Annotated in this window: 20 protein-coding genes; 12 read left to right on the forward strand and 8 right to left on the reverse strand. The window is 64.9% G+C overall.

Features of this window, described 5'->3' with window-relative positions; translation table 11 throughout:
* Positions 1–112 precede the first annotated feature (112 nt).
* Positions 113–838 (forward strand): sulfite exporter TauE/SafE family protein, encoded by a 726-nt coding sequence (locus tag Q0030_RS05810; protein WP_298363880.1) that lies wholly within the window; start codon positions 113–115, stop codon positions 836–838.
* 105 nt (positions 839–943) lie between these two features.
* Here the strand turns inward: Q0030_RS05810 and Q0030_RS05815 are convergent, their stop codons facing one another.
* Positions 944–1,336 (reverse strand): hypothetical protein, encoded by a 393-nt coding sequence (locus Q0030_RS05815; protein WP_298363882.1) that lies wholly within the window; start codon positions 1,334–1,336, stop codon positions 944–946.
* A gap of 621 nt (positions 1,337–1,957) precedes the next feature.
* On the opposite strand from Q0030_RS05815, the gene Q0030_RS05820 reads away from it, so the two are divergent.
* From Q0030_RS05820 to Q0030_RS05865, 10 genes are all read left to right on the forward strand, one after another.
* The gene (locus Q0030_RS05820) at positions 1,958–2,245 is read left to right on the forward strand and encodes a hypothetical protein (protein ID WP_298363883.1); all 288 of its coding nucleotides are present in this window, start codon (positions 1,958–1,960) and stop codon (positions 2,243–2,245) included.
* A 157-nt stretch (positions 2,246–2,402) separates the two neighbouring features.
* The gene (locus Q0030_RS05825; protein WP_298363884.1) at positions 2,403–3,017 is read left to right on the forward strand and encodes a hypothetical protein; all 615 of its coding nucleotides are present in this window, start codon (positions 2,403–2,405) and stop codon (positions 3,015–3,017) included.
* A 176-nt stretch (positions 3,018–3,193) separates the two neighbouring features.
* Positions 3,194–3,865, forward strand: a complete 672-nt coding sequence (locus Q0030_RS05830) for an HAD family phosphatase (protein WP_298363885.1) — start codon at positions 3,194–3,196, stop codon at positions 3,863–3,865.
* Positions 3,866–3,943: 78 nt separating this feature from the next.
* Complete coding sequence (gene radA, locus Q0030_RS05835) at positions 3,944–5,425, forward strand: DNA repair protein RadA (protein ID WP_298363887.1); 1,482 nt, start codon at positions 3,944–3,946, stop codon at positions 5,423–5,425.
* A 170-nt stretch (positions 5,426–5,595) separates the two neighbouring features.
* Positions 5,596–6,231 (forward strand): CvpA family protein, encoded by a 636-nt coding sequence (locus Q0030_RS05840; RefSeq protein ID WP_021079832.1) that lies wholly within the window; start codon positions 5,596–5,598, stop codon positions 6,229–6,231.
* 25 nt (positions 6,232–6,256) lie between these two features.
* Complete coding sequence (gene purF, locus Q0030_RS05845) at positions 6,257–7,834, forward strand: amidophosphoribosyltransferase (protein ID WP_298363888.1); 1,578 nt, start codon at positions 6,257–6,259, stop codon at positions 7,832–7,834.
* A gap of 11 nt (positions 7,835–7,845) precedes the next feature.
* On the forward strand, positions 7,846–7,989 hold the full coding sequence (locus Q0030_RS05850) for a hypothetical protein (RefSeq protein WP_298363889.1): 144 nt from the start codon (positions 7,846–7,848) through the stop codon (positions 7,987–7,989).
* Between the two features lie 85 nt (positions 7,990–8,074).
* On the forward strand, positions 8,075–8,815 hold the full coding sequence (locus Q0030_RS05855; protein WP_298363890.1) for an SDR family NAD(P)-dependent oxidoreductase: 741 nt from the start codon (positions 8,075–8,077) through the stop codon (positions 8,813–8,815).
* 186 nt (positions 8,816–9,001) lie between these two features.
* Positions 9,002–10,138: a hypothetical protein gene (locus tag Q0030_RS05860; protein WP_298363891.1), complete on the forward strand. Its 1,137-nt coding sequence runs from the start codon at positions 9,002–9,004 to the stop codon at positions 10,136–10,138.
* Between the two features lie 152 nt (positions 10,139–10,290).
* On the forward strand, positions 10,291–11,517 hold the full coding sequence (locus Q0030_RS05865) for an ABC transporter substrate-binding protein (RefSeq protein WP_298363893.1): 1,227 nt from the start codon (positions 10,291–10,293) through the stop codon (positions 11,515–11,517).
* A gap of 134 nt (positions 11,518–11,651) precedes the next feature.
* Here Q0030_RS05865 and Q0030_RS05870 read toward each other — a convergent pair whose 3' ends face one another.
* The 4 genes from Q0030_RS05870 to Q0030_RS05885 form a co-directional block, all read right to left on the reverse strand.
* Positions 11,652–12,221, reverse strand: a complete 570-nt coding sequence (locus tag Q0030_RS05870; RefSeq protein WP_298363894.1) for a DUF2147 domain-containing protein — start codon at positions 12,219–12,221, stop codon at positions 11,652–11,654.
* A gap of 49 nt (positions 12,222–12,270) precedes the next feature.
* Positions 12,271–12,933: a DUF3313 domain-containing protein gene (locus tag Q0030_RS05875; RefSeq protein WP_298363895.1), complete on the reverse strand. Its 663-nt coding sequence runs from the start codon at positions 12,931–12,933 to the stop codon at positions 12,271–12,273.
* Positions 12,934–13,328: 395 nt separating this feature from the next.
* A complete protein-coding gene (locus Q0030_RS05880) occupies positions 13,329–14,003 on the reverse strand; it encodes a TetR/AcrR family transcriptional regulator (protein WP_298363896.1) in 675 nt (224 codons plus the stop codon).
* A gap of 172 nt (positions 14,004–14,175) precedes the next feature.
* The gene (locus Q0030_RS05885; RefSeq protein ID WP_298363897.1) at positions 14,176–14,469 is read right to left on the reverse strand and encodes a hypothetical protein; all 294 of its coding nucleotides are present in this window, start codon (positions 14,467–14,469) and stop codon (positions 14,176–14,178) included.
* 240 nt (positions 14,470–14,709) lie between these two features.
* Between Q0030_RS05885 and Q0030_RS05890 the strand changes: the two genes are divergently transcribed.
* Positions 14,710–15,102: a nuclear transport factor 2 family protein gene (locus Q0030_RS05890; RefSeq protein ID WP_298363898.1), complete on the forward strand. Its 393-nt coding sequence runs from the start codon at positions 14,710–14,712 to the stop codon at positions 15,100–15,102.
* Positions 15,103–15,194: 92 nt separating this feature from the next.
* On the opposite strand, the gene Q0030_RS05895 is transcribed toward Q0030_RS05890, so the two are convergent.
* The 3 genes from Q0030_RS05895 to Q0030_RS05905 form a co-directional block, all read right to left on the reverse strand.
* A complete protein-coding gene (locus Q0030_RS05895; protein ID WP_298363900.1) occupies positions 15,195–16,442 on the reverse strand; it encodes a TCR/Tet family MFS transporter in 1,248 nt (415 codons plus the stop codon).
* Entirely contained in the window at positions 16,439–17,821 is a 1,383-nt protein-coding gene (gene der, locus Q0030_RS05900) for a ribosome biogenesis GTPase Der (RefSeq protein WP_298363901.1), read from the reverse strand. Before der ends, Q0030_RS05895 begins: the two co-directional genes overlap by 4 nt.
* 152 nt (positions 17,822–17,973) lie before the next feature.
* Positions 17,974–18,528 (reverse strand): hypothetical protein, encoded by a 555-nt coding sequence (locus tag Q0030_RS05905; protein WP_298363902.1) that lies wholly within the window; start codon positions 18,526–18,528, stop codon positions 17,974–17,976.
* Positions 18,529–18,565 lie beyond the last annotated feature (37 nt).

Below are 18,565 nucleotides of genomic sequence, written 5' to 3' on the forward strand. Positions count from 1 at the left end.
CACGTCCCTGGTTCGAGGCGCCCTTGCGCCGTCTCGAACCATGAGGTCACACTGAGCCTTCGTTGTCGAGACACGCATCCGGCGTGGCTCGGGATCACGTCTCGGAGTGCGCGTGGGCTTCCTGTTCGTCCTCATCGTCGGCCTGGTCGCCGGCACCATCTCAGGCATCGTCGGCACCGGCTCGTCGATCATGCTGATGCCGGTGCTGGTCTATCAGTACGGGCCGAAGCAGGCGGTGCCGATCATGGCGGTCGCCGCCGTGATGGCCAATCTGTCGCGGATCCTGGCCTGGTGGCGCGAGGTCGACTGGCGCGCCTGTGCCGCCTACTCGGTCACGGGCATTCCGGCCGCAGCGCTCGGCGCGCGCACCCTGCTCGCTCTGCCCTCGCGCGCGGTCGATATCGCGATCGGCGTGTTCCTGATCGCGATGGTGCCGGTGCGGCACTGGCTGGCGCAGCACAGACTGAAGGCCAATCTCTGGCATCTCGCAATCGGCGGCGCGCTGATCGGCTATCTCACCGGCATCGTGGTCTCGACCGGCCCGCTCAGCGTGCCGCTGTTCTTGTTTTACGGCCTCAGCAAGGGCGCGTTCCTCGCCACCGAAGCGGCAAGCTCGCTCGGGCTCTATGTCAGCAAGTCGGTGACGTTCGAGCGGTTCGGCGCGCTGACACCTGACATCGCGCTCAAGGGCCTGATCGCCGGCGCCTCGCTCATGGCCGGCGCCTTCATCGCCAAACGCTTCGTGCTGCAGATGAAGCCGGAGTCATTCCGCCTGATCATGGACGGCATCATGCTGGCGGCGGGCACGGCGTTGCTGTGGTCGGCTGCGCTCCACTGACGCCCGCATTTCGTCGAAACAAACCGGCACCATCAAACACGAAGCGGTTTGCGTCCCGGCGACATCCAGGCCGATGCTTCAACATCGGCCTGATCGCGCAACAGCCTAGGCTGTGTATTCGACCCAAGACGAATCGACGAGCACGTAGTCAGCCGGGAACCAATAGTAGTAGTCGGTCAGGTCGTCGTAGACCCAGTAGCCGTAGTAATAGGTGTCAGCTTGCGCGACCTGCATGCCGACAAGGGTTATGCCCGGAGCCGTCTCAGCCAACTTCTGACGCGACCGGACTTTCTTTACTTGCATCCCGACGGCGCTGATGCCCGTGACCTTGCCGTTGTTCACCTCGGCAAGGACGTCGACCTTTTTTCCGGTCGAATGGATCTTGTGCTTGCCATTCTTCTTGATGTTTTCGCCAAGCAGGTCTTTTCCGTTGAGTTGGTGCTTCTCCTTCGCGAAGGCGATGCCAGACGCGCCTGCCGTGGTGGCTGCCGCGATCACTCCGAGTACGTGACGCCGACTAATCATAAACTTGCTCCGTTTGGGAATGGCTCTACGCCGACAACGTCGTCAGGATGCTCCTGCGGGTATTGCGACCCAAGTCACTTTGGTCATTTGCACTGAACCCGCGATGAACCGATCGACCACAGATAAGCTGCAAGGTTTTCAAATTTCCGACGCCGAATCGTGGGGCCTCCCGCACTTTGGCCCGCGCCCCACCACGCGTCGCGCAAACGGACTTCTACGTGACGAATACGAAGATCTTCGCAAGGACGTCGTAATTCTACGGGGGCTTGCGCATCTTGCATTGTGTACTCCGAAAGAGTTTTGTTGAGCGCTCGCCTCCCGTTGTTATCCGGATTGCCTCCATCCGGCGACTGCGCTTATGACAACTTCATTACTTGCACTCGACCGTTTGCGGACAAGAACTTTGCTCCAGCAAGCATCACGGGGTTGATCGACGACCCGGATGCGAATCCCGAGAGTCAGGCGACACATGGTGCGCAATGGAGCGCGCACCTCAGCGGCTGATGTCGGCCTGACGGATTCGGGATCGCAAGTCGAAGCATTGGCAGTCGCGGGTTGTCAGAACCTGCGACAGGCGGGAAAGGCAGGCGCGCGATGCGCAAGATGATGATCACGACCGCGGCGGCCGTCACGTTCGCCATTGCTGGTGCGGCCTTGTGGCCGACAGCAAGGCCCGATGTCGAGCACCTCGGGGACAGCGTTTACGAGACGATCTGGGTCTGGCGAATTCCGGCCTACACGAACAATCCATCCTGGCGCGTTCGCTGGAGCTGGACCGATCCGCTGCGCGCGCAGGCAAGATGCTGCCGAGCTTTGCCGACGGGCTTGGCGCCGCGCGAGAATTCGCCGCTGCTGCTGTCGGGGCGAGACATCCGCGCTTAGCGGCCGGAAAATCGGGCCGCCGCGCATTTGATTCAAATTCGCGCTGTAGTTGAACTTACTTTTTATCCTTAACCAGAAACCCGATCTTTAATTTACATCTGCAAGATGCGGTTTACCTTGTCTCCGCGAACACAGCGGATTCAGGGACAACAACAAGATGCGCCAGTTAAGCCTCACGCTGTCATTGGCCTTCTTTCTCGCAGCACCAGCCTTGAGCGTCGCCGCCGACGATGCGAAACCGAACCAACCGGGTTCGGCTGTCGCCGTTGACCGCGTCGCGTGTTCCCTGCAACCAAAAGCTGAGGAACCGTCCGATCCGTCGTCGACCTCGGCGATCCCTCGCCCAGAAAAATTCGTCGCACGGGACCATTTCAAGGAGAACATCGCCTCGAGCGCGCCGGTGAAAATCTCCTGGCTGGGTGCGACCTTCGCGCAACGCTTCACGAACAAGGTCGAGGACGAGACCGGCGGCGCATCGTTGCAGACCTACGTTCTGAGCGCAGCCTCGAGCGACAAGGAGATCCTGGCCAAACTGGGTCCGAGCCACGAGAGCCGGTTGGCCGACGTCTGGTGCAGGTTGCAGCAGCAACCCAACGGCAACGGCGGCCCGCTCGAGATCAGCGCCAAGCCGAATGTGTTTTATGTTCGCGATATCGCAGGCGAGCTTGGTGCCGTCGACGTGCTCTGGGGCGGCGTCGGATGGGAGATCGGCGCAAGCCCGGTCGGAGACAAGCCGCGATGGCCGGCCGGAACGCGGGTCTTCTCTCGCTGATTCCGTGGTGCCGTCAGGCGTCCTCCGATCATGGACAGCATCCTGGCGGCCAGCGACCCTGCCGCTCGATGTATTCTGAGGCGGCGCGCGGCACTGAGATATTCTGCAACAGAACGTGTTGCCCGCTTGGCGGCCTGGTCCTGCTAGGACTTCGTCGTCTGCTGGGGGCTGCGATCTTGGGCGCTTTGATCTTCGATTTCGACGGCGTGATCGCCGACAGCGAGGCCATCGCCAACACCGTGCTGGCGGAGACCGTCAGCGATCTCGGACACGCCACCACGCTCGATCAGGCGCTCACCCGCTACTCCGGCAAGCGGTGGACCGACGTGATGACCGAAATCGAGGCGGCGATCGGGCGGCCCCTGCCCGCCGACTTCTCCAGCGCGCTCAAGCGCGCCACGCTGGACCGGTTCCGAACCGACCTGAAGGAGGTCGGCGGCGCCAGCGACTTCATCCTGCAGTTTGCTCACATCCCGCGCTGCATTGCGTCGTCCAGCTCGATGGACCGCCTGCAATTGTGCCTTTCGGTGCTGGGACTGGAAGCGGAATTCGACGGCCGCGTCTTCAGCGCCGACATGGTCGCGCGGGGCAAGCCGCATCCGGATATCTTCCTGCTTGCCGCCGCGAAGCTCGGCGCGAAGCCCGGCGAATGCCTGGTCATAGAGGACAGCGCCGGCGGCATCAGGGCGGCCGTCGCAGCCGGCATGACGGCAATCGGCCTGTGCGCCGCGAGCCATATCCGCGACGGTCACCACGCAACGCTGCGTTCGGCGGGCGCGGTGCATCTGGCGAATTCGTGGCGCGAGGTCGAGCACATCGCCCGGCAATTCTTCCAGATGTCGAGGTGATCGATCGAGCATGTCGCTCGTGTCCGGCTTTCCGTGCTAAGCAGCCGTGCATCGTCGACCACGCGACTCACCTGCTCCATGGCCAAATCCACCCTCTCCTTCGTCTGCCAGAACTGCGGCGCGGCGTATAATCGCTGGCAGGGCAAGTGCGACTCCTGCGGCGAGTGGAACACGCTGGCCGAGGAAGACACCACGGGCTCGGTGCCGGTCTCGATCCGCAGCAAGCGCAAGGGGCGGACGTTCGCGCTGGAATCGCTGTCCGGCAAGACCCAGGACGCGCCGCGGCTGTCGTCCGGGGTGGCCGAGCTCGACCGCGTCACCGGCGGTGGCTTTGTCCGCGGCTCGGTGCTGCTGGTCGGCGGCGATCCCGGCATCGGAAAATCAACGCTTCTGACCCAGGCCACCAGCATGATGGCGCGGGCCGGCCACCGCGCGGTCTACATCTCGGGCGAAGAAGCGGTCGCCCAAGTGCGGCTCCGCGCCGAGCGGCTCGGGCTTGCGGACGCGCCGGTGCAGCTCGCCTCCGAGACCTCGGTCGAGGACATCGTCTCGACGCTGTCGGAAGGCGCGGTGCCGCGGCTGATCGTGATCGACTCGATCCAGACCATGTGGACCGACACGGTAGAATCCGCGCCTGGCACGGTGACCCAGGTCCGCGCCTCGGCGCAGGCCCTCATTCGCTTCGCCAAGAAGACAGGGGCAACGATCATCCTGGTCGGGCATGTGACCAAGGACGGCCAGATCGCCGGCCCCCGCGTGGTCGAGCACATGGTCGATGCGGTGCTGTCGTTCGAGGGCGAAGGCTCGCAGCAGTTCCGCATCCTGCGCTCGGCGAAGAACCGCTTTGGCGCGACCGACGAGATCGGCGTGTTCGAGATGACCGGGCTCGGCCTGCGCGAAGTCACCAACCCCTCGGAATTGTTCCTCTCCGAACGCGAACTCGGCAGCCCCGGCACGGCGGTGTTCGCCGGGATCGAGGGCACCCGCCCGGTGCTGGTCGAGTTGCAGGCGCTGGTGGCGCCGACCTCGCTTGGCACCCCGCGCCGTGCCGTGGTCGGCTGGGACCCGAGCCGGCTCTCGATGGTGCTGGCGGTGCTTGAAGCGCATTGCGGCGTCAAATTGTCCGGACATGACGTCTATCTCAATGTCGCGGGCGGCCTGCGCATCCAGGAGCCGGCCGCGGACCTCGCCGCGGCGGCCGCGCTGGTCTCCTCGCTGGTGAATGCGCCCTTGCCGACGGACGCGGTTTATTTCGGCGAAATTTCGCTCTCCGGGGCGATCCGGCCGGTGGCGCAGACCCCGGCCCGGCTGAAGGAGGCCCTCAAGCTCGGTTTCGGCCGCGCCATCCTGCCCGAATCGGCCCGCGGCGATGGTGGCGGAGATAGCGGGCTGGCGCTGAACAGCGTCGGCAATCTGACCACGCTGGTCGCCGAAATTGCGGCGCGCGGGACGCCCAGAGGCGGCCGGGCTGCGCCACGGGACGACCAAGGCGGCTCCAGGGGCGCTGATGCGGTTGAGAAAAATGCCACACCGGCCCGATTCCGTCGCGAGACCAGCTAAAGCAGGCGTGACGTATCAGCCCCCCGCCGCTATACATCCGCCGCGCGGGACAGGTGGTGTTGCGGCCTTGCCGAATGCCCCCGACGCGCCTCAGTTAGGACGGCACCGACTTTGCCGATTCGCGAGCCCTTAACAGCGGACCCAAACGTACCAGCGGACCTGACCAGCCGATGCCCATAACGATACTTGATCTCGTCCTGCTCGGCGTGATGCTGATCTCGGGCCTGCTTGCCATGGTGCGCGGCTTCATGCGCGAGATCCTGTCGATCGCGGCCTGGGGCGCCGCCGCGCTGGTCACGCTGTATGCTTTCTCGAAGCTGCTGCCGACCGCCAAAACTTACTTCAATAACGACACGGTTGCGGCCGTGGTGGTGGTGGCCGGCGTCTTCATCGGCACGCTGATCGTGGTCTCAATCATCACGGTGCGGATCTCAGACATGATCCTGGATTCCCGGATCGGCGCGCTCGACCGCACCCTCGGCTTCCTGTTCGGGCTCGCCCGCGGCCTCCTGATCGTGGTCGTGGCGTTCATGTTCTTCACCTGGCTGGTTCCCGACAAGCAGCGGCCCGATTGGGTCACTGGCGCGAAGTCCCGGGTGGTGCTGCAGGGAACCGGGGATTGGCTGATGTCGCTCTTGCCTGACGACCCCGAGAACACCATCTTAAAGAAGTTCAAGAAGAATAAGCCGGACGACGATTCTGCGGCTGATACCAACGATCAGGCAACGCCGGCGTCGGGCGATGGCTATAGCAAACCTGCGCGTGACAGCTTGAAAAAGCTGATCGAGAAACCCGCGGGCCGATAACTTATTGGGCCCCTTGCGAGAGGCGATGAACGAGATGCAAACCCCTTCCGATCACGCCGCCCAAATGGATCTCGACCTCGGCCCGATCGAAATGCAGGACCATCTTCGACAAGACCATCTCCCACAGGACCACCGGGACGACGATCCCAGATACCACCCCGATCTCGATGGCGACACGCTCCGCGAGGAATGCGGCGTGTTCGGCGTCTTCGGCCACCCTGAGGCCGCCGCGATCACCGCGCTCGGCCTGCACGCCCTGCAACACCGCGGCCAGGAGGCCGCCGGCATCGTCTCCTTCGACGGTGGCCGCTTCCACAGTGAACGTCGCCTCGGCCTGGTCGGCGACGCCTTCTCCCGCCGCGAGGTGATCGAGCGCCTGCCCGGCAATGCCGCGGTCGGCCATGTCCGCTACTCCACCACCGGCGGCACCATCCTGCGCAACGTGCAGCCGCTGTTCGCTGAGCTCAGCGCCGGCGGCTTTGCGGTCGGCCACAACGGCAACCTGACCAACGGCCTGACCCTACGCCGCGAGCTGGTCAAGGGCGGCGCGATGATGCAGTCGACCACCGACACCGAGGTGATCCTGCATCTCGTCGCGCAGTCGAAGCGCACCCACTTCATCGACCGTTTCATCGAGGCGCTGCGCACCATCGAGGGCGCCTATGCGCTGGTCGCGCTGACCAACAAGAAGCTGGTCGGCGCCCGCGATCCGCTCGGCATCCGGCCGTTGGTGCTCGGCGATCTCGACGGCCATCCGATCCTGACCTCGGAGACCTGCGCGCTCGACATGATCGGCGCGAAATATGTCCGCGACATCGAGCCCGGCGAGATCATCGTGTTCGACGAGCGCGGCGCGCACAGCCACAAGCCGTTCCCGCCGAAGCCGGCGCGGCCCTGCATCTTCGAGTACATCTATTTCGCGCGGCCGGATTCGATCGTCGGCGGCCGCTCGGTGTACGACGTGCGCAAGGCGTTCGGCGCCCAGCTCGCGCGCGAAAGCCACCCCGAGGTCGACGTCGTGGTGCCGGTGCCGGATTCCGGCGTGCCCGCCGCGGTTGGCTACAGCCAGTATTCCGGCGTGCCGTTCGAACTCGGCATCATCCGCAACCACTATGTCGGCCGCACCTTCATCCAGCCGACCCAGACCGTGCGCGAGCTCGGCGTGCGCATGAAGCACTCGGCCAACCGCGCCGCGATCGAAGGCAAGCGCATCATCCTGATCGACGACTCGCTGGTGCGCGGCACCACTTCGAAGAAGATCGTGCGCATGATGCGCGATGCCGGCGCCCGCGAGGTCCATTTCCGCCTCGCCTCGCCGCCGATCCTCTATCCCGACTATTACGGCATCGACCTGCCCGACCGTGGCGGCCTGCTCGCCGCGACCCACTCGCTCGAGGAGATGCGCGACATCATCGGCGCCGACTCGCTCGCCTTCCTGTCGATCGACGGTATGTACCGCGCGATGGGCTATGAAGGGCGCGACCCGGCCAGTCCGAGATTCGCCGACCATTGCTTCACCGGCGCCTATCCGACCCATCTCACCGACCAGAGCGAAACCGAGGCCCCGCCGCGCCAGCTCTCACTGCTGGCCGAGGCGAGCTGACGGAGCACACCATGCAGCTGATCATGGGCATCCTCTGTGGGGTGCTGCTGGTCGGCTTCATCGTGTTTGCCTTCCGCCAGGGCATGAAGGTGACGCCCGACAATTCGGGCAACGGCACCAACAGCAGCAATATGGACCAGGGGCCCGGCCCCTAGCCGAAAGCGCAGGAATTCGTCATGGCCGGGCTTGTCCCGGCCATTTCCGTCTGTAATACCCGCCGCAAGATATGGACGGACAGACATGACAGAACCCCTCGCCTCCCGTATTGCCCTCGTGACCGGCGCCTCGCGCGGCATCGGTTATGCGACCGCGGTCGCGCTGGCCAAGGCCGGCGCGCATGTCGTGGCGGTGGCGCGCACGCAGGGCGGGCTGGAAGAGCTCGACGACGAGATCCGCAAGGACGGCGGCAGCGCCACGCTGGTGCCGCTCTCGCTCACCGATTACGACGGCATCGCGCGGCTCGGGCTCGCGCTGCATGAGCGCCACGGCAAGCTCGACATCCTGGTCGGCAACGCCGGCACTGCCGGCCCGTCCTCGCCGCTCGGCCACATCGAACTGAAGCCGTGGAACGACGTGTTCGCGATCAACGTCACCGCCAACTTCCAGCTGATCCGCTGCATGGACCCGCTGCTGCGCCAGTCCGACGCCGGCCGTGCGGTGTTCGTCACATCAGGCGTGGCGCACAAGGCCAACGCCTATCTCGGCCCTTATGCGGCCTCGAAGGCCGCCCTCGATGCGCTGGTGCGCTCCTGGGCCAACGAGACCGCCAATACGGCGCTGCGTGTCAATCTGTTCAGCCCGGGCCCGATCCGCACCCGGATGCGCGCGCAGGTGTTTCCCGGCGAAGACCCGATGACGCTGGATACGCCCGGCATGGCCGCCGAATTCATCGTGCCGATGTGTTCGCCGGAGTGGAGCGAAACCGGCAAGCTCTACGACTACAAGGCGCGCACGTTGCGGAGCTTTCAGCCGCCGGCGTGACCGTATCCCGCCGCCGTCATTGCGAGGAGCGACAGCGACGAAGCAATCCATGCGTCCGCATCCGCGGAAGAATGGATTGCTTCGCTGCGCTCGCAATGACGGTGGTACCCGTTGACACCCTCCGCTCCCCGCGATTGACTGCCCTCCCAGCGGGACGCCCCGCCAAGAAAAATCTCGGGAGGCAACATGACGCCGACGTTCAATCGCGCGCGCTCCATTCTGTCCGGATTGTTTCTCTCCGCCGGCATCGCATCATCAGCCCTTTTCGCTCAGCCAACGCCCGCCAAGGCCGGTGACGTCCCGACCTTCGCGGTCGATGCGTCGTGGCCCAAGCAGCTGCCGAACAACTGGACCATCGGCCAGGTCGGCGGCATCACCGTCGACTGGCAGGGACATATCTGGGTGGTGCACCGCCCGCGCTCGCTGACCGATGGCGAGAAGGCGGCGAGCCTCACCCCGCCGCGCGCGAAATGCTGCGTGGCAGCGCCTCCGGTGCTCGAATTCGATGTCGACGGCAATCTGCTGCGGGCCTGGGGCGGCCCCGGCGACGGCTATCAATGGGTCGGCCGCGAGCACGGCATCGAGGTCGACGAGCGCGGCTTCGTCTGGATCGGCGGCAATGCCGACGACGACAGCGAGATCCTGAAGTTCTCGCTCGACGGCAAATATCTCGGCCAGATCGGCAAGATCGCAGCCCGCACCAACAGCAACGACACCACCCAGCTCGGCCGCCCCGCCGAGATGGCGATCGACAAGGCTGCCAACGAGCTCTACATCGCCGACGGCTACGGCAACCGCCGCGTCATCGTGTACGACGCCACAACGCTGGCCTACAAGCGGCACTGGGGCGGCTATGGCAAGCTGCCCACCGACGACAAGCAGCCGCCTTATGATCCGAGCGCCGCGGTGCAGGAGCAGTTCGGCAATCCCGTGCATTGCATCAAGATCGCCAATGACGGACTGGTCTATGTCTGCGACCGCAGCCAGGACCGCATCCAGGTCTTTCAGAAGAACGGCACCTTCGTGAAGGAATGGTTCTACGAGAAGAACACCCGCGGCGACGGCGCGGTGTTCGATCTCGCGCTGTGGCCCGATCCGAAGCAGACCTATCTGCTCAACGCCGACGGCGCCAACAATGAGATCCGCGTGCTGAAGCGCGACGACGGCAGCGTGGTCGGCACCTTCGGCCATAGCGGCCGCAATGCCGGACAGTTCGCCCTGCTCCACGTCATGGCAGTCGACCAGAAGGGCAACGTCTACACCGGCGAGGTCGAGGGCAAGCGGATCCAGAAATTCAGGCTGACCTCGGATGCGCTCAAGTAAGGATGACGGCCGGATGACGCTTCGACGCAGCTCATCCGGCTTTATGCGGATTGCCGCTCACCAAAGGAAAGGGTAAGCGGGAACGCGAACGACCGGCACAAGGCTCCACAAGAGGGCCGTCCGGAAAAAATTGACAGTGGAGGGAATGTCTCATGACGACGACGCTCGCACGGCGCCACGCCGTGCTTCTCGCTTGCGCTGCACTCGGCCTTGCTACCCCTGCCTTTGCTCAGGACAAGAACGTCAAGATCGGCGTGCTGAACGACATGTCCGGCCTCTATGCCGACATCGGCGGGCCCAATTCGGTGGCCGCGGCCAACATGGCGGTGGAAGATTCCCGCCTGCGCGCCAAGGGCTGGAAGATCGAGGTGGTCAGCGGCGACCACCAGAACAAGCCTGACGTTGGCGTCAACATCGCGCGCAACTGGATCGACAACGAGAAGGTCGACATCATCACCGATACGCCGAACTCCGGCGTCGCGCTGGCGGTGAGCAACCTTGCCAAGGAGAAGAACTCGATCGTGCTCAACTCGGGCGCGGCGACCGCCGATCTCACCGGCAAGGCCTGCAATGCCAACACGATCTCCTACACGTTCGACACCTACATGCTCGCCAACGGCACCGGCAAGGCGCTGACCAAGGCGGGTGGCGACACCTGGTTCTTCCTCACCGCCGATTACGCCTTCGGCCATGCGCTGGAGCGCGACACCTCGGCGGTCGTCACCGCCAACGGCGGCAAGGTGCTCGGCGGCGTCAAGCACCCGCTCAACACTGCGGACTTCTCCTCGTTCCTGCTGCAGGCGCAGGCCTCCAAGGCCAAGATCATCGGCCTCGCCAATGCCGGCGGCGACACCACCAACGCGATCAAGCAGGCATCCGAATTCGGCATCACCGCGGGCGGACAGAAGCTCGCGGCGCTGTTGCTGTTCGTCAACGACGTTCATGCGCTCGGCTTGAAGATCGCCCAGGGCCTCACCTTCACCGAGTCGTTCTACTGGGACATGAACGACCAGACCCGCGCCTGGTCGAAGCGCTTCCAGAAGGTCTCGCCGAAGAACGCGATGCCCTCGATGACGGTCGCCGGCGTCTATGCCGGCGTGCTGCATTACCTGAAGGCGCTGGACGCGATGGGCAGCAATCCGCATGACGGCGCCAAGGTCGTCGCCAAGATGAAGGAAATCCCGACCGACGATCCGCTGTTCGGCAAGGGTCCCTTACGGATCGACGGCCGCCGCATCATCCCGGCCTATCTGTTCGAGGTGAAGAAGCCGGAAGAGTCCAAATACCCCTGGGACTATTACAAGCTGATCGCCACCATCTCGCCGGAAGACGCCGCCAAGCCGCTCGAGGCCAGCGATTGTCCGCTGGTGAAGAAATAAGCGAGCTCTGTAGGGTGGATTAGCCGACTACGTCCGTCGTAGCTCAACGAGCGAAGGCGGAAGGCGTAATCCACCATCTTTTCACGGAACGAAGTCGGCGGGTTACGCCTTCGGCTAACCCGCCCTACTCTTCTTCACTTCGCCGCCGATTTTGCCTTCGCAGCCGTCGGCAGCGATGCCCATTCCCTGTCGGCACGCGGGCCGCCGGGATCGCCGGTCAGGCCGACGAGCTGTCCGGGCTGAACGTCCGACGTCTGCGTCCAGGTCTGGGTCTGGCACAGCAGCTTGAGCAGGCACCCCTTGAGCTTCAGCCGGTCGGACGCGTCGCGCCACAGCGAGACCGAATAGGACTTGCCGTCCTCGGCATTGTAGATGTCGCCATCGAACCGGCCCTCCGGCGACAGCTTCAATCCCAGGATCAGCTGGTGGCCGAGCAGCGCACGCGTTCGCTTGTCGGGATCGGGGTTGAAGCTGTCGCGGAACGGCTGGCCGCGTGGATCGAGCGGATCCTTCATCCACACGATGAAGCCGCAGATGCGGTCGCGCGCAGCACCGCAACGCTCGAGGCGGATGCGTGCGCGCCCGTCTTCGGTCAGCCAAGTGCCGCTCGGATCGCTCGACGCAATCACTTCGGCATGGCCGGTTGAACTCATCAGAATGGCGGCGACCAGGCTGCGCAAGAACAGGCGAACCATGTAATTCATTCGACAGCACCTCTCATTGTCGGGATCGTTGCGGCAGGCGCGACGCGCCTCACTTCAGTTGCGCCATGAAGGCATCGGCGCCCTTGTCGATGCCGGCGGTGGCGGCGGCGAGATCGCCGACGCTGGCCTTGATGTCGTAGGCGTTGGGATATTGCTTGCTGACGTAAGCGCCGAGCAGGCGCGCGGTCGCGCTGTCGAACATCTCGACGGCATAGATCACCGAGCCGGTCATCGTGCCCTCGCCGTCACGCGCGGCCTGCACGCCGTTATAGATCGCGCCGGCCATATCGAAGCGCGACAGCGTGCCGAGCACCGGCGTGTTGGCAACCGCGCCGGTCAGCGTCAGCCGCACGCGAAACGTGTTCGGCCCGCGCGTATTCACCAGCGCGAAGCGGCCGCGCAGCTTGTCGGCGAAGCGGGTCTGCATATAGGCCGCGAGCGTCTCCTTGTCCTTCTCGGACATGTTACCGAACTGATGATCCGCACCGCGATAGATCACGACCGGATCGAGCATCACCTTGTTGTAGCTCCGCCAGTCGACCGGCGGCGCATAGCGATACGGCACACGCCCCGACGAGTCGGACGTGTCAGGCGTCATGTAGGCCGTTGACGCCACCTCCGAATAAGCCACCGGCGTGACGGCGGCACATCCTCCGGCGAGGACGCAAAGCGCCATCGCTCCCAGACCGCGCGCGGCGATCGAGCTCTCCATTCCAATCTCCTCATCCGACCCTAAAGCGGAAGAGCAGCTCGGCCGCAGCCGCGTCCGGGGCTGAAGTGCGGCTGCGGCCGTCACTGCCGATCTGGCTCGCCGTCGCTGGCGCCGCCAGATCTTGCCTCAGTGCGACAACTATAAAACCGACCAGTTGGTTTGTAAAGTTGCAATCGGAGGAACCACGTCAGAAAAATGCGGCGATCGAATTGCCGTGGGAGCTGGTGCGGCCGCTCCGCGAATGGCGGGCTCGCGTTGTCACAAAGCCGCGATATCTCTTGTGCTACCGCACCAATTGCCGGGGGATTTCAGGGGCCCGGTGCCGACCCAACGCCGCTGCCAAGCGATCCATATTCCGCTTGGGCGGCGTTGCGCTTTGGCCCAGCGCCGGAGATTCAGCCGCGCTTGCGCGCCGATGCCGGCTTTGTGGAACGTGCGCCGGCAGGCCGCGGCGATGCCGCGCGGGTCGCCGTCGCCTTGGACGGCTTTGCGGCCGCCGTCGCGCCCTGCTCGATCGCAGTCCACTTGCTGTCGTCGAGCAATCGCTCGAACAGGCGGTCGCGCTCCGCGTCCGTCAGCGACGACAGGCCGAACAACGAGCTCAGCAACAGCCCCCGCGCCGCCGCCCAGCGCAGCAGCGCGAGATCCGGATCGCGCGCCTCGGCCTTCATCAGCGCGATCTTCTTGATGTCGACATCGCGCGGCATCGCCATCAATTCGGGATTCTCGTTCATCGCCGCCAGCAGTGCGAACGCCCCGGCCCGCGGGGTTGAGATCGCTTCCCTGAGCGTTGCGATCTGCGCCGCCAGTTCCGGCTGATCCGTGGTCTCGCGTGCCTTTTCGAGGTAGCGGGTCGAGAACTCCTCGAAATGCGTCATCTGCTGCTCGAGCAAGGCGCGCAGCACCGCTTCCTTGGTGCGGAACTGATGCATCACGCCGCCCTTGCTGAGACCGCTCTCGCGCGCAATCGCGTCCAGCGTCAGGCGTCCCGGACCATCGCGCGTCACGATGGTGATCGCGGCGTCGAGTGCGGCGTTGCGGGAGCGTTCCGAGCGGGAAGGATTATCCATGGGGTACTCAGGAAATGGGAATAGTCAGGAAAGAGTCGCGTGAGAGCACAGTATCTCAGCGGCATCAGTCAATCTCAAGTGTGGCATCCGGTTCTGCCGGGCAGCGCGAACGACGCGCCCGAAATGCCGGCGTCGGCTTCGGGCGGCGTGTCCTAACCAATCGATCATCGGGCTATCCGATCGCTCGCGTGCATGCGCCTTCGGTACCGCGAACCTTCTGCAGCAAGCGGCGGCGCAGGCCGTAGAGGAAACCGTGAGCCATTCGGCCGATCACCCTTTCCCCTCGACCACGCGCGCGGGCGACAGACTCCGCGTCGGCATAACTGGCGGCGACGATCGTGCCGTGCCTGTCACCATCGAGTTTCAGGTCGGTCAGATAGACAAGGCCGCGCGATATCAGCAGCGCCGCCTGCGCGTCGCCGAAGCGGGTCAATTCATCGCAGATATCAACGGCCTCGTCGCTCACCATGCCCTCCTGCCAGAGCGGCCCCGGGCCGAGGCACGCATCCTAATCCTGCATTAGCCTTTATACAAACCAACCGGATGGTTTGTAAATAGGGAAAGATGACGCATGCATGCGGGTCAGGCCGTTTCGGCCACATCAGTCGCCGCCCTGCCCGCACGGAAAACAAACTGGCGTGTCGGATCGGTGCCCTCGCATTCGTCCTCGAAGCATCGATCAGCCAGCACTCGGAGCACGCGAGCGATGACACAGCAGCGCCACACGGCAGAAACCGAAGTCAAAACACTCATTGAGGCCTGGGCGGACGCGGTCCGCAGACACGACTATGCGGGCGTTCTCGCCAATCACGATCAGGACATCGTGATGTTCGACGTGCCGCCGCCGTTCCAGTCACGCGGACTTGATGCGTACAGAAAGACCTGGGACCTGTTCTTCGGCTGCCAACGTTCTTCCTACGCCTTCGATATCGAGGACATCGCGATCACGGCCAGCGATGTCGTGGCCTTTGCCGTTGCGGTGATGCGATGCGGCCCGCCCGACGACACGTTCCAGTTCCGCCTCACGATCGGGTTGCGCAAAGTTGGTGGCGACTGGCGGATCACGCACGAGCACCATTCGGTGCCGGCGACTGATTAAGACGTAGAGTGGGTTAGGCGAAGCCGTAACCCACCGACTTTCTTACCGCGGAGGCAATGGTGGGTTACGCTTCGCTAACCCACCCTACGAAGCTACGCTTTCTTCGCCGCCGTTGCCCGCCAGGCGATGGCGAGCGCGAGCAGCAGCAGCGCGCCCGCCAGATAGAACGGCGCACCGGGCATTTTGATCGGCACGTTGTCGCCGATGAAATACGCAAATGTCAGCGTGAACAGGAACGGGCCGATCAATTCCGACATGCTCTGCACGCTCGATGTCGCGCCCTGCAACTGGCCTTGTTGATCGGCGGCGACGAGCTGCGTCGTCAGTGCCTGCGTCGCGGCGCCCGAGAGGCCCCACAACGCCATCACGGGAATGCCGATCCAGAACAGGTGGCCGGTCGGCGCCGCGCCGAAGATCACAAAGCCCAAGGCGCCGCAGACGAGGCCGAGGAACAGCGCGTTGCGCTCTCCGAGGCGCTGCACGATCGGGCCGATCGCCGCGCCCTGCACGATCATGCCGCAGAGGCCGACCAGCGCGAGCGTCGCGCCGACGGTGCCGGTGTCCCAGCCGTAGCGATAGGTGGCGTAGAGCACGAACACCGAGGGCAGCACGACATGCGCGAGCTGGCCGAAGAACGTCGCCAGCGACAGGCCGGCCAGCGTCGGGTTCGCGCACAGGAAGCGCAGCGCGCCGATCGGATTGGCGCTCTTCCATCTGAACGGCGCGCGCCGCTCGACCGGCAGCGATTCCGGCAGGATGAACAGGCCATAGAGGCCGTTGACGAAGCTCAAACCCGCCGCCGCCCAGAACGGCAGTCGCGGATCGATCTCGCCGAGCAGGCCGCCCAGGGCCGGTCCCATGATGAAGCCCGCGCCGAACGCGACGCCGATCTTGCCGAACATCGCGGCGCGCTGCTCGGGCGCGGTGACGTCGGCGATATAGGCGAACACGGTCGAGATGCTCGACGAAGTGATGCCCGAGATCGCCCGACCGATGAACAGCCAGATCAGGTTCGGCGCCAGCGCCATCAGCACGTAGTCCGCGGCAAGGCCGAAATTTGACAGCAGCACCACCGGCCGGCGGCCGAAGCGATCGGATAGCGCGCCCAGGATCGGCGAGCAGACGAACTGCATCAAGGCCCAGATCGAGCCAAACACGCCGAAGATGCGTGCCGCGTTGGCGGTGTTGTTGTTGACGAAGCCTTCGATCAGCTTGGGCAGGATCGGGATGATGATCCCGAGCGCAAGCATGTCGAGCAGCAGCGTGATGAAGATGAAGATCACGGCGCCGCTGCGTGCCTGCGGAACGGACGCAGGGTCAACTTCAGCGCTCCCGCTCATGACGGGCGCTTGCGCTTGTAGGCGAACGGATTGGCCTTCTCGCGCAGCGTGATCCGGATCGGCGTGCCCGGTAGATCGAAGGTCTCGCGCAGCGAGTTGGTGAGGTAACGCAGATAGGATCTCGGGATCGCGTCGGCGCGCGAGCAGAACAAAACGAAGCTCGGCGGGCGCGCCTTGACTTGCGTGATGTAGTTCAGCTTCAGCCGGCGGCCCGAGACGGCCGGCGGCGGGCTCGCCTGGATCGCCTGCTCGAACCAACGATTGAGCGCCGCGGTCGGCAAGCGCCGGTTCCAGACCGCATAGGCCTCCTGGATCGCCATCATCAGGCGGTCGATGCCCTCGCCCATCAAGCCGGAGACGGCGACGATCGGCGCGCCCTTGACCTGCGGCAGCCAATGGTCGGCATCGGTGCGCAGCTGCGAGATCTGGTTGGGCTTGCGCTCGACGAGGTCCCATTTGTTGACCGCGAGCACGATGGCGCGGCCCTCACGCTCGATCAGGTCGGCGATCCGCAGATCCTGCTCCTCGAACTTGTTCTGCGAGTCCATCATCATCACGACGACTTCGGCGAAGCGCACCGCACGCAACGCATCCGCGACCGAGAGCTTTTCCAGCTTCTCCTCAATCCGCGAGCGGCGGCGCAGGCCGGCGGTATCGAACACGCGGAACTGGCGGCCCTGCCAGGTGATCTCGACCGCGATGGAATCCCGCGTGGTGCCGGCCTCGGGACTGGTCAGCAGCCGCTCCTCGCCGAGCAGATGATTGATCAGCGTCGACTTGCCGGCGTTGGGCCGGCCGACGATGGCAACGCGGATCGGGCGCTGCGCGGCCTCCTCCTCCGAAATGTCCTCGTCATCCTCGACTTCGTCGTCTTCCTCTGACGTCGCGGGCACCAGCGCGCTCAGCGCCTCGTGGAGGTCGCCCATGCCCTCGCCGTGCTCGGCTGAGATCTGCACGGGATCGCCGAGGCCGAGCGCGTAGGATTCCATCGCGCCGATCTCGCCATGCTTGCCCTCGGCCTTGTTGGCGACCAGCACCACCGGCTTGTTGGCCTTGCGGGCGAAGTCGGCGAAGGCACGATCGGTCGGCGTCAGGCCGACGCGGGCGTCGATCACGAACATCAGGGCGTCGGCGAGCTCGATCGCGGTTTCGGTCTGCTCCTGCATCCGCGCCGTCAGCGAGCCCTTGGCGCCCTCGTCGAGCCCCGCGGTGTCGATGATGGTGAAGTCGAGATCGTAAAGCCGCGCCTGACCCTCGCGGCGGTCGCGGGTCACGCCGGGCTCGTCGTCCACCAGCGCGAGCTTCTGGCCGACCAGCCGGTTGAACAGCGTCGACTTTCCGACATTGGGCCGGCCGATAATGGCGATGGTAAAAGACATGGATCATCCCGGCGCCGCGGCGCGGCGCGCGTCTAATGAATTGAAGCAGGAGCCTAAAGCGCGATGCGATTGGGTTGAATAGTCATCGCGCTTTAGGTTCTGGTTTTAGCATGATCTTTCCGGAAAACCGCTTCGCACTTTTCCGGATCATGCTAGCGGCTAAATCCGCCGCTCGGTAGCGGCGCGGGGAACGCGCCGCCGGATTGTTGACTGGTCTGGGTCTGCTGCGCCGGCGCCGCAGGCTGTGCCTGCTGGTCGTCGGCGGGCGGCGCGGTGGTGCGGCGGCGGACGATCTTCTTCGGCTTCGGCTCGGGCGGCAGCGCGGCAGGCGCGCCCTCGTCCGGCGCCGCGGCGTCGGGAGCAGCCGCCTGATCCGCGGCCGGCGCGGCCCGCTTGGTGTGCTTCTTGGCGCCCTTCGGCGCCTCCGGCGGCGGAGCCGGCTGGGCGGCGGCCGCCGCGGCGTTCTGCTGGTCGAGCTGCTCCTGCTGCGAGCCCTTGTACAATTCCTTGGGCACGCCCTGCTCGAGGCCGGGCACGCCTTCCGGGAACACCGGCTTGCGGTCACCGGCCAGCTTCTTCTTGGTGTCGAGGAAGTCGAGCAGGTCGCTCGGGTCGAAATTGGACATGCCGCCACCGCCACAGCCCGCCAGCACGCTGCAAAGCGCTGTCAGAACTGCGGCTGCGATCAGGCGTTGCGAGCGGCGCATGGTCGATCTCTCACTCAAACTCGGGTTTCGCGCCAGA

The organism is uncultured Bradyrhizobium sp., from assembly GCF_947648125.1.
GTDB lineage: Bacteria > Pseudomonadota > Alphaproteobacteria > Rhizobiales > Xanthobacteraceae > Bradyrhizobium.

Coding starts and splice junctions, on each gene's coding strand:
- Q0030_RS05850 (WP_298363889.1), top strand. CDS start 7,846: ATGCAGCTGATCATGGGCATCCTCTGTGGGGTGCTGCTGGTCGGCTTC.
- Q0030_RS05865 (WP_298363893.1), top strand. CDS start 10,291: ATGACGACGACGCTCGCACGGCGCCACGCCGTGCTTCTCGCTTGCGCT.
- Q0030_RS05890 (WP_298363898.1), top strand. CDS start 14,710: ATGACACAGCAGCGCCACACGGCAGAAACCGAAGTCAAAACACTCATT.
- Q0030_RS05840 (WP_021079832.1), top strand. CDS start 5,596: ATGCCCATAACGATACTTGATCTCGTCCTGCTCGGCGTGATGCTGATC.
- radA (WP_298363887.1), top strand. CDS start 3,944: ATGGCCAAATCCACCCTCTCCTTCGTCTGCCAGAACTGCGGCGCGGCG.
- purF (WP_298363888.1), top strand. CDS start 6,257: ATGAACGAGATGCAAACCCCTTCCGATCACGCCGCCCAAATGGATCTC.
- Q0030_RS05880 (WP_298363896.1), bottom strand. CDS start 14,003: ATGGATAATCCTTCCCGCTCGGAACGCTCCCGCAACGCCGCACTCGAC.
- der (WP_298363901.1), bottom strand. CDS start 17,821: ATGTCTTTTACCATCGCCATTATCGGCCGGCCCAATGTCGGAAAGTCG.
- Q0030_RS05820 (WP_298363883.1), top strand. CDS start 1,958: ATGCGCAAGATGATGATCACGACCGCGGCGGCCGTCACGTTCGCCATT.
- Q0030_RS05860 (WP_298363891.1), top strand. CDS start 9,002: ATGACGCCGACGTTCAATCGCGCGCGCTCCATTCTGTCCGGATTGTTT.
- Q0030_RS05875 (WP_298363895.1), bottom strand. CDS start 12,933: ATGGAGAGCTCGATCGCCGCGCGCGGTCTGGGAGCGATGGCGCTTTGC.
- Q0030_RS05855 (WP_298363890.1), top strand. CDS start 8,075: ATGACAGAACCCCTCGCCTCCCGTATTGCCCTCGTGACCGGCGCCTCG.
- Q0030_RS05905 (WP_298363902.1), bottom strand. CDS start 18,528: ATGCGCCGCTCGCAACGCCTGATCGCAGCCGCAGTTCTGACAGCGCTT.
- Q0030_RS05825 (WP_298363884.1), top strand. CDS start 2,403: ATGCGCCAGTTAAGCCTCACGCTGTCATTGGCCTTCTTTCTCGCAGCA.
- Q0030_RS05895 (WP_298363900.1), bottom strand. CDS start 16,442: ATGAGCGGGAGCGCTGAAGTTGACCCTGCGTCCGTTCCGCAGGCACGC.
- Q0030_RS05870 (WP_298363894.1), bottom strand. CDS start 12,221: ATGAATTACATGGTTCGCCTGTTCTTGCGCAGCCTGGTCGCCGCCATT.